Below are 8,165 nucleotides of genomic sequence, written 5' to 3' on the forward strand. Positions count from 1 at the left end.
GTCTCGGCCTCGATGCCGAGGGCGCTGGGGACGTCGGCGGGTGCGGGCAGCGGCTCGGCCATGCGGGCGACCGGACCCTGGGCGACGCCGAGCCCGATGCCGACGCCGCGCAGCTGCACGGGTGCGTCCATGGTGTCGGTCACGTCCCCTCCTTACGCGTCGTGGTCGGTGGCGAGCATCTCGCTGAGCGAGTCGAGAACGCGGTCGGCCTCGTCGCCGTCGGCGGCGAGCGTGATCTCGTCGCCCTGGTCGATGCCGAGCGCGATCACCGCGAGGATGCTGGCGGCGTTGGCGGGGGTGCCCCCGTCCTTCGCGATCGTCACCGGCACGCCGGCCTCCTTCGCGGCCTGGGCGAACAGCTTCGCCGGGCGCGCGTGCAGCCCGTGCGCGGAGCCGATGCGGACGGTTCTGGTGGCCTGGGTCATGTCAGGTCCTCTCTCGAGACGGGGCGGGTCGAAGCGGCGGCGCCGCGCACGAGGGCGAGCGTGCGGGAGCCGTCCAGGTCGGTGAAGATGTCGCCGGGCAGCAGCAGGACGCCGGCGCCGTGGGCGGCGGCATCGTGACGGATCTGCTCGTGCCGGCCGTGCAGATGCGGGCCGATGAGCACGAGGTCGGTGGAGTCCAGATCGATCGGCAGCGAGGGGAGCGTCGTCGCCACCGCCGAGCAGTCGAAGCCGTCGGCCTGCGCCGCGCGCCGCAGCCGCTGGGCCACGAAGGTGCTCGAGGCGCCTGCGCCGCACACCACCAGGATCTTCATCGATCGTCCTCCTGCGACGATCTTCGCGAGCACACGGCAGGCCCGGCAAACAGAGGTCTTTCCGCCGGGGCGGCAACAATCCGAGGCCGTCGGTGCGGCCCGCGGGCGCAGTGCGCATGTCACACTGGGAGCGCGCCCGGCACGGAAGACGGGCGGCCGAAGACGGCCTGGCGCAGCGAGCACAGAGGACGGACGTGACCCGAGCCAGACAGGATCGCCTGCTGACGCTGCTCGTTCGCGACGGCGATTGGATCACCGCCGCGACTCTCGCCGACGCGCTCGGGGTCACGCCGCGCAGCGTCCGCTCGTACGTCACCGCGGTGAACTCCCGTGTCCCCGGGACGCCGGCGATCGAGTCCGGGCCGCAGGGCTACCGGGCAGGCCCGTCCGCGGCCGCGGCGGCGCGCGCGACGTCGGATGCCGGCACCCCGCGCGATCGCCTGCACACCCTGGTGCGGGCGCTGCTGGACGAGCCCGGCGGGATCGACGTGTACGAGGCCGCCGAGCGGCTGCACGTGAGCGACGCCACGCTCGAGGCGGATCTGTCCCGCGTGCGGGGGTTGCTCAGCGGCACCGAACTGGCCCTGGAGCGCTCCGCATCGCGGGCCCGCCTGCGGGGCACGGAGCTCGCCCAGCGGCGGCTGCTCAGCCGTCTCGCGCACGACGAGGTCGACGCCGGGTCGTTCGACCTGGAGGCGATGCGCCGCACCCTCGGCGCGGACTCGCTCGGCGCCCGGGCCTTCGGGCCGTTCAAGGCGGAGCTCGCCGCCGAACTCGGCCGGCTCGGCTACTTCGTCAACGAGTACAGCATCGCCGATGTCGTGATGCACATCGCGATCGCCGCCGACCGCGTGGACCAGGGGCGGCCCCTCGAAGGGGTGGACGGCCCGGCGTCGGCCGCGACCGACGATGTCGGCGGGATCATCGACCGGCTCGTCCAGGAGCGCCTCGGCGTGCGGCTGGGTGCGGGGGACCTCCGGCACCTCGCGACGCTGGTGCTCACGCGGGTGGTTGCCCCCAGCGCGACCGAACCGGCTCGACCGTCGCCCGAGACCGAGCAGGCGGTGCGCGAGGCCGTCGCGGCCGCGGCATCCGAGTTCCTCGTCGACATCGAGGACGACGGCTTCATCCTGCGCCTTGCCCTGCACGTCGACAACCTCCAGCGGCGCGCCCGCGAGCGGGCCTGGTCGCGCAACCCGCTCACCCGCTCGCTGAAGTCGACGTACCCCATGCTCTTCGAGGTGGCGGTGTTCATCACCACCCGCCTGCAGGAGCGGTTCGGCACCGCGATCGTCGACGAGGTCGCGGACGACGAGATCGCGTACGTCGCCATGCACGTCGGCGAGCAGCTGGAGCGCCGCCGCAGCGGCTCGCAGCTGCTGACCGCGACGATCGTGTGCCCGGGCTACTACGAGCTCTCGTCGCTGCTGCGCTCGAGCGTCGACCGGTCCCTCGGGCGGGCGATCGAGGTGGTCGCCGTCGAGACCCGCGGAGACCCGGACTGGGCCGCGATCGACACCGACCTCGTGCTCACGACGATCGACCCGGTGACGCCGAGCGAGCGGATCGTGCGGGTGCAGCCGTTCCTCACCGACGCCGACATCGAGCACGTGCAGGCCGCGGCGGGCCGTCTCAGGCGGGCCCGGCGGCTCGCGCGGCTGCGCAGCGAGCTCGAGCGGTACGTCGACGCGTCGGCGTTCGTGCGCGGGCTCGAGCCGGTCGGCGAAGCGGAGATCATCCGGATGCTGGGAGCGCCTCTGGTCGCGCAGGGTGTCATCGACGAGGACTACATCACCCGGACCATCGAGCGCGAGGAACTCTCCTCGACGGCGTTCACCGATGCGCTGGCGGTGCCGCATGCGCTGTCGATGACCGCCACCCGCACCGCGATCGCCGTCGGCATCGCCGATCCGTCCATCCCGTGGGGCGACGGACGGGTGCAGGTGGTCGCGATGGTCGCGTTCTCCGAGGCGGACCGGGAGGCGTTCCAGACGGTCTTCGAGCCGTTCGTCGAGGTGTTCAGCGAGCGGGAGTCCGTGCAGCGGGTCGTCCGCGCGGGAACGGACTTCACCTCGTTCCTCGACGAGCTGGTCGCCGTCATCGACGGCTGAGCGGCGCCGCGGTGCTCAGCCCCGGGCCAGGCGCTCCCGCAGCCCCAGACGCACGGCGGGCCATTCGGCCGCGATGATCGAGAACACCACGGTGTCCCGGAGGGTCCCGTCGCGTCCGAGCTGATGGCTGCGCAGCACGCCGTCCTGCTTGGCGCCCAGGCGCGCGATCGCCGCGCGCGACTGCCGGTTGTGCCAGTGCGTCCGGAATTCGACCGCGATCGCCTCGCACGTCTCGAACGCGTGCCCGAGCAGCAGCAGCTTGGCGGACGTGTTCACCGCGGTGCGCTGCGCCGACGGTGCGAGCCACGTGGCGCCGATCTCGACGTGCCGGTTCGGCTGGTCGATGTTCAGGAGGGTGGTCTGCCCGACGACGCGGCCGTCGGCGCGGCGCCGCACCGCGAACGGGTTCATCGCACCGCGCGCGGCATTGTCGAGCCGCCGCTCGATGTCGGATGCCACCTCGTCGGGCCGTGGCACCGAGGTGTACCAGGTGTGCTCGAGTCCCTCCGCGGCGACCGCCAGGTCGTCCGCGTGCGCGAGCGACAGCGGCTCCAGCCGCACGTGCTCGTCCTCGAGCACGACGGGCGCGGCGAACGGCGCGGCGCTCACTGCACGCTCGCAAGCAGCTGCTCGACGGCATCCCGCAGCGCGGCCAGGCGCGCGGCGGCATCCGGCCCGTCATCCCCCCGCACATCGAGGTAGGCCTTCAGCTTCGGCTCCGTGCCCGACGGGCGCACGATCACGCGTGAGCCGTCCTCGAGGTTCATGCGCAGCACGTCGGCCGCGGGCACCTCGCCCGAGCCGCCGAGCAGGTCGTCGACGGAGGCCACGGCCACCTGACCGAGCGCGGTCGGGTGCTCGGCGCGCAGGGCCGCCATGATCCGCTCGATGATCGTGAGGTCGTCCACGCGGATCGACACCTGATCGCTCGCGAAGAAGCCGAACTCGGCGTCGAAGGCCGCGATCACGTCCGCGAGGGTCATCCCGCGGCCGCGCGCCTCGCCGGCGATCTGCAGAAGCGCGACCGCCGCGGAGATCCCGTCCTTGTCGCGCACCGTGTCCGGGTTCACGAGATAGCCGAGCGCCTCCTCGAAGCCGTACACCAGCCCCGGGGCGCGCGAGATCCACTTGAAGCCGGTCAACGTGGCGTGGAAGTCCAGTCCGTACCGCTCCGCGATGACCTGCAGGCCGGGGGAGGAGACCACCGAGCAGGCGAGGGATGCCGACAGGCCGTCGGTCACGGCCAGCCGCGCCGCGCGCCACCCCAGCAGCAGGCCGACCTGGTTGCCGGTGAGGCGGCGGTAGCCGGCCTCCGCGCCCGGGTCGGGGATCGCGACGGCGAGCCGGTCGGCATCCGGATCGTTCGCGATGATGAACTCGGCGCCCGTCTCGCGGGCGGTCGCGAACGCCAGGTCCATCGCCCCCGGCTCCTCGGGGTTCGGGAACGAGACGGTGGGGAACGCGCCGTCGGGCTCGATCTGTGCGGCCACGGTGGTCGGGGCGGGGTACCCGGCGGTCTCCAGCACGCGGGCTGTCGTCTCCCACCCGACGCCGTGCATGGCCGTGTAGGTCCAGTTCAGCTCGGCGGCGCTCGCGGGAGCCGGGCCGACCGCGGCGGTCGCGGCGACGTAGGCGTCCACGAGCGACTCCGGCGCGACCTCGTACTCCGTGGAGCGCGGCAGGTCCCCGATCGGGCCCGCCTCGGCCACCCGTTCGATGTGCGCGGCGATCTCCGCGTCGGCGGGCGACACGATCTGCGAGCCGGCATCCGGCCCGCCCAGGTACACCTTGTAGCCGTTGTCGTTCGGCGGGTTGTGGGACGCCGTGACCATGACGCCGGCGGCGGCATCCAGATGCCGCACCGCGAAGGCGAGCACCGGCGTCGGCAGCAGGCGCGGCAGCAGCACGGCGTCGAGACCTGCGCCGGCGAACAGCTCCGCGGAATCCTCGGCGAACACGCGGGAGTTGCGGCGCCCGTCGTAGCCGACGACGACCAAGGGCGTGGCGCCGGGGCCGGCGTTCTCGCGCAGGTAGGCGGCGAGGCCCGCCGCGGCCTGGGCGACGAGCACCCGGTTCATGCGGGCGCTCCCCGCGCCCAGCTCGCCGCGGAGCCCGGCCGTGCCGAACTCCAGGCGGCCGGCGAAACGGTCGGCCAGTTCGTCCTCGGCATCCCCGTCGCCGCGCTGCGAGCGCTCGAGGAGCGCTGCCAGCTCCCCGCGGGTCTGCTCGTCCGGGTCCTGGTCGAGCCAGGCCTGCGCGCGCGCCACCACCTCGTCCATGGCGCTCACAGTCGCCCGACCACCTCGGCCAGGAGCTTCGTGATCACCGGCTCGGCCAGCTGGCCGGCCTCGATCACCTCGGCGTGGCTGAGCGGGGTCTTCTGGATGCCGGCGGCGAGGTTCGTGATCAGCGAGAAGCCCAGCACCTCCATGCCCGCCTGGCGTGCGGCGATCGCTTCGAGCGCGGTCGACATCCCCACGATGTGCCCGCCGATGGCCTTGGCCATCTGCACCTCGGCCGGCGTCTCGTAGTGCGGGCCGGTGAACTGGCAGTAGACGCCCTCGTCGAGCGTGGGGTCGACCTCGCGGGCGATCGCCCGCAGCCGCGACGAGTACAGGTCGGTGAGGTCCACGAACGTCGCGCCTTCGAGCGGGGAGGCCGCGGTGAGGTTGATGTGGTCGCTGATCAGCACCGGGGTGCCGGCCGTCCACGTCTCCTTGATGCCGCCCGCGCCGTTGGTGAGCACCATGGTCTTCGCGCCCGCGGCGGCCGCGGTGCGCACGCTGTGCACGACTCGGCGCACGCCGTGGCGCTCGTAGAAGTGGGTGCGGGCGCCGATGACGAGCACGTGCCGGCCGTCCGTGGTGCGGATGCTCCGCAGCGTCCCGGCGTGGCCCTCGACGGCGGACTTCGTGAACCCCGTCACCTCGGGTGCGGGGATGGTCGCGACGGTCTCGCCGAGGAGGTCCGCAGCCTTGCCCCAGCCGCTGCCGAGCGTGAGTGCGATGTCGTGGCGGTCGACGCCGGTGAGGCGGGCGATGTCGGATGCCGCGGCCGCCGCGATCTCGAACGGAGAGGCCGCGGGGTCGTCGAGCGGATTGGCGAGGTTGTCGGACATGGGTCCAACCCTAGAGGCCGCGGGCGGCCCGGCGTGAGGGTGCACGAGGCGGGCCGCGTTGCACGAGAGAATGGGAGCCATGTCTGAAAGCTTCCTTCTCTCGCAGAGCGTCGCCATCATCGGCGGCGGCCCCGGCGGATACGAGGCGGCGCTCGCCGCCGCCCAGCTGGGGGCAAAGGTGACGCTGGTGGAGCGGGTCGGCATCGGCGGGTCGGCGGTCATCACCGACGTCGTGCCTTCGAAGAGCCTCATCGCGACGGCGGATGCCGCGGTGGCGATCGCGCAGGCGAGTGATCTGGGCGTGCAGCTGTTCGCGCACGACGACCGCGACAAGCCGCTGCGCCCCGAGGTCGCGATCAACCTCGCGGCGGTCAACCACCGGCTGCTGTCCCTGGCCCGGCAGCAGTCCGAGGACATGCACCAGGCGCTGCTCGGGGCGGGCGTGCGCATCATCTCCGGGCACGGTCGCCTCGAGGGCCGCAACGCGGTCGTCGTCTCGACCGCGCCGGGCGGCACGGATTTCGAGCGCATCGAGGCGGACACGATCGTGATCTCGGTGGGGGCATCCCCGCGGGAGCTGCCCACCGCCAAGCCCGACGGGGAGCGGGTGCTCACCTGGACGCAGCTGTACAACATGAAGAAGCTCCCCGAGCACCTCATCGTGGTCGGGTCCGGCGTCACCGGCGCCGAGTTCGCGGGCGCCTACATGAACCTGGGCGCGAAGGTGACACTGGTCTCCAGCCGCGATCAGGTGCTGCCGGGGCAGGATGCCGACGCCGCCGCCGTGCTGGAGGACGTCTTCACCCGCGGCGGCATGACCGTCATGTCGAAGTCGCGCGCCGACAGCGTGGAGAACACGGGTGACGGCGTGCGGGTCACCCTCGGCGACGGCACGGTGCTCACCGGCAGCCACTGCCTGATGGCGGTCGGGTCCATCCCGAACACGCAGGGGCTCGGCCTCGAGGATGCCGGCGTGCAGTTGACCCCGTCCGGTCACATCCAGGTCAACGGCGTGGCGCGCACCTCCGTGCCGAACATCTACGCGGCCGGCGACTGCACCACCTTCTACCCGCTGGCATCCGTCGCGTTCATGCAGGGGCGCGTCGCCATCTTCCACGCGCTCGGCGACTCGGCCATCCCGATCGACAAGCGCAAGATCACGTCGAACATCTTCACCGCGCCCGAGATCGCCACGGTCGGCTGGCAGGAGCAGGACGTCATCGACGGCGTCGCCGACGGCGTCGTGCTCAAGGTGCCGCTCGCCGCGAACCCGCGCGCGAAGATGATGGGCATCACCGACGGCTTCGTGAAGCTCCTCGCGCGGCGCGGCAGCGGCACCGTGATCGGCGGCGTGATCGTGGCACCGAAGGCATCCGAGCTGATCCTGCCGATCGCGATCGCCATCGAGCGCCGCCTCACGGTCGACCAGATGTCGCGCACCTTCGCCGTCTACCCCTCGCTCACCGGCACGATCATGGACGCCATGCGCGGCATGCACCTGGTCGAGAAGGCCGGCCACGATCACGACTGACCCGCCCGTCGGGCCGCCGCGTTTCGTCTCGTCGCTGCGCTCCTCGCTCAACGACCGGGAGACACTCACACCCCCTCGGTCGTTGAGCGAGCGCAGCGAGCCGAAACGCGTATGGCGCGCGGACCTCGCGTGCGCGGCCGGGCCGCCGGACGGATTTTCGGAGAACCGCGGCTGGTTCGGGCGGATCCGGCATCCCGGTCCGAATTCGGCCGGGTTCTCCGAGTCGGCGAGCCCACGCGCACCCTTCCGTCGGGGTCGCTGCGTTTCGTCTCGTCGCTGCGCTCCTCGCTCAACGACCGGGGGACGGACACACACCACCCCCCGGTCGTTGAGCGAGCGGAGCGAGCCGAAACGCATGTAGCGCAGGGGCTCTCGTCGCTGCGCTCCTCGCTCGGCGACCGAGGGGACGCACACACCCCCGGTCGTTGAGCGAGCGCAGCGAGCCGAAACGCACGGAGCGCCGGATGGCGCGACTCCGCGGGCTAGGAGATCGTCAGCAGTTGGTGACCGGCGGACACCGTGGTGCCGGGCTCGGCGTTGATCGCGCCGATGACGCCGTCCTTGTGGGCCTGGATGGGCTGCTCCATCTTCATGGCCTCGAGCACGACGACCAGGTCGCCCTTGACGACCTCCTGGCCCTCTTCGACG

At 72.4% G+C, this 8,165-nt stretch carries 8 protein-coding genes; 2 read left to right on the plus strand and 6 right to left on the minus strand.

Features of this window, described 5'->3' with window-relative positions:
- Nucleotides 1-152: 152 nt before the first annotated feature.
- Entirely contained in the window at nucleotides 153-425 is a 273-nt protein-coding gene (locus VJR25_RS11115) for an HPr family phosphocarrier protein (protein ID WP_324115036.1), read from the minus strand.
- Nucleotides 422-757, minus strand: coding sequence for a PTS sugar transporter (locus VJR25_RS11120; protein WP_324115037.1), 336 nt, complete (start codon nucleotides 755-757; stop codon nucleotides 422-424). Before VJR25_RS11120 ends, VJR25_RS11115 begins: the two co-directional genes overlap by 4 nt.
- Before the next feature lie 194 nt (nucleotides 758-951).
- Here VJR25_RS11120 and VJR25_RS11125 point away from each other — a divergent pair, with 194 nt between their 5' ends.
- Nucleotides 952-2,868 carry a BglG family transcription antiterminator gene (locus tag VJR25_RS11125; RefSeq protein WP_324115038.1) on the plus strand — a complete coding sequence of 639 codons (1,917 nt, stop codon included), beginning with the start codon at nucleotides 952-954 and terminating at the stop codon, nucleotides 2,866-2,868.
- A 15-nt stretch (nucleotides 2,869-2,883) separates the two neighbouring features.
- Here the strand turns inward: VJR25_RS11125 and VJR25_RS11130 are convergent, their stop codons facing one another.
- The 3 genes from VJR25_RS11130 to VJR25_RS11140 are packed head-to-tail and all read right to left on the minus strand — an operon-like array spanning nucleotide 2,884 to nucleotide 5,986.
- Nucleotides 2,884-3,477, minus strand: coding sequence for a GNAT family protein (locus VJR25_RS11130; RefSeq protein ID WP_324115039.1), 594 nt, complete (start codon nucleotides 3,475-3,477; stop codon nucleotides 2,884-2,886).
- Entirely contained in the window at nucleotides 3,474-5,147 is a 1,674-nt protein-coding gene (locus VJR25_RS11135; protein WP_324115042.1) for a phospho-sugar mutase, read from the minus strand. Before VJR25_RS11135 ends, VJR25_RS11130 begins: the two co-directional genes overlap by 4 nt.
- A gap of 5 nt (nucleotides 5,148-5,152) precedes the next feature.
- Nucleotides 5,153-5,986: a purine-nucleoside phosphorylase gene (locus VJR25_RS11140; protein WP_324115040.1), complete on the minus strand. Its 834-nt coding sequence runs from the start codon at nucleotides 5,984-5,986 to the stop codon at nucleotides 5,153-5,155.
- A 79-nt stretch (nucleotides 5,987-6,065) separates the two neighbouring features.
- On the opposite strand from VJR25_RS11140, the gene VJR25_RS11145 reads away from it, so the two are divergent.
- On the plus strand, nucleotides 6,066-7,517 hold the full coding sequence (locus tag VJR25_RS11145) for an NAD(P)H-quinone dehydrogenase (RefSeq protein ID WP_414683773.1): 1,452 nt from the start codon (nucleotides 6,066-6,068) through the stop codon (nucleotides 7,515-7,517).
- 482 nt (nucleotides 7,518-7,999) lie between these two features.
- On the opposite strand, the gene VJR25_RS11150 is transcribed toward VJR25_RS11145, so the two are convergent.
- On the minus strand, nucleotides 8,000-8,165 hold a 166-nt coding region (locus VJR25_RS11150), incomplete at its 5' end, for a biotin/lipoyl-containing protein (protein ID WP_324115043.1).

The sequence above is a fragment of the Microbacterium sp. genome (assembly GCF_035277845.1).
Classification (GTDB): Bacteria; Actinomycetota; Actinomycetes; order Actinomycetales; family Microbacteriaceae; genus Microbacterium.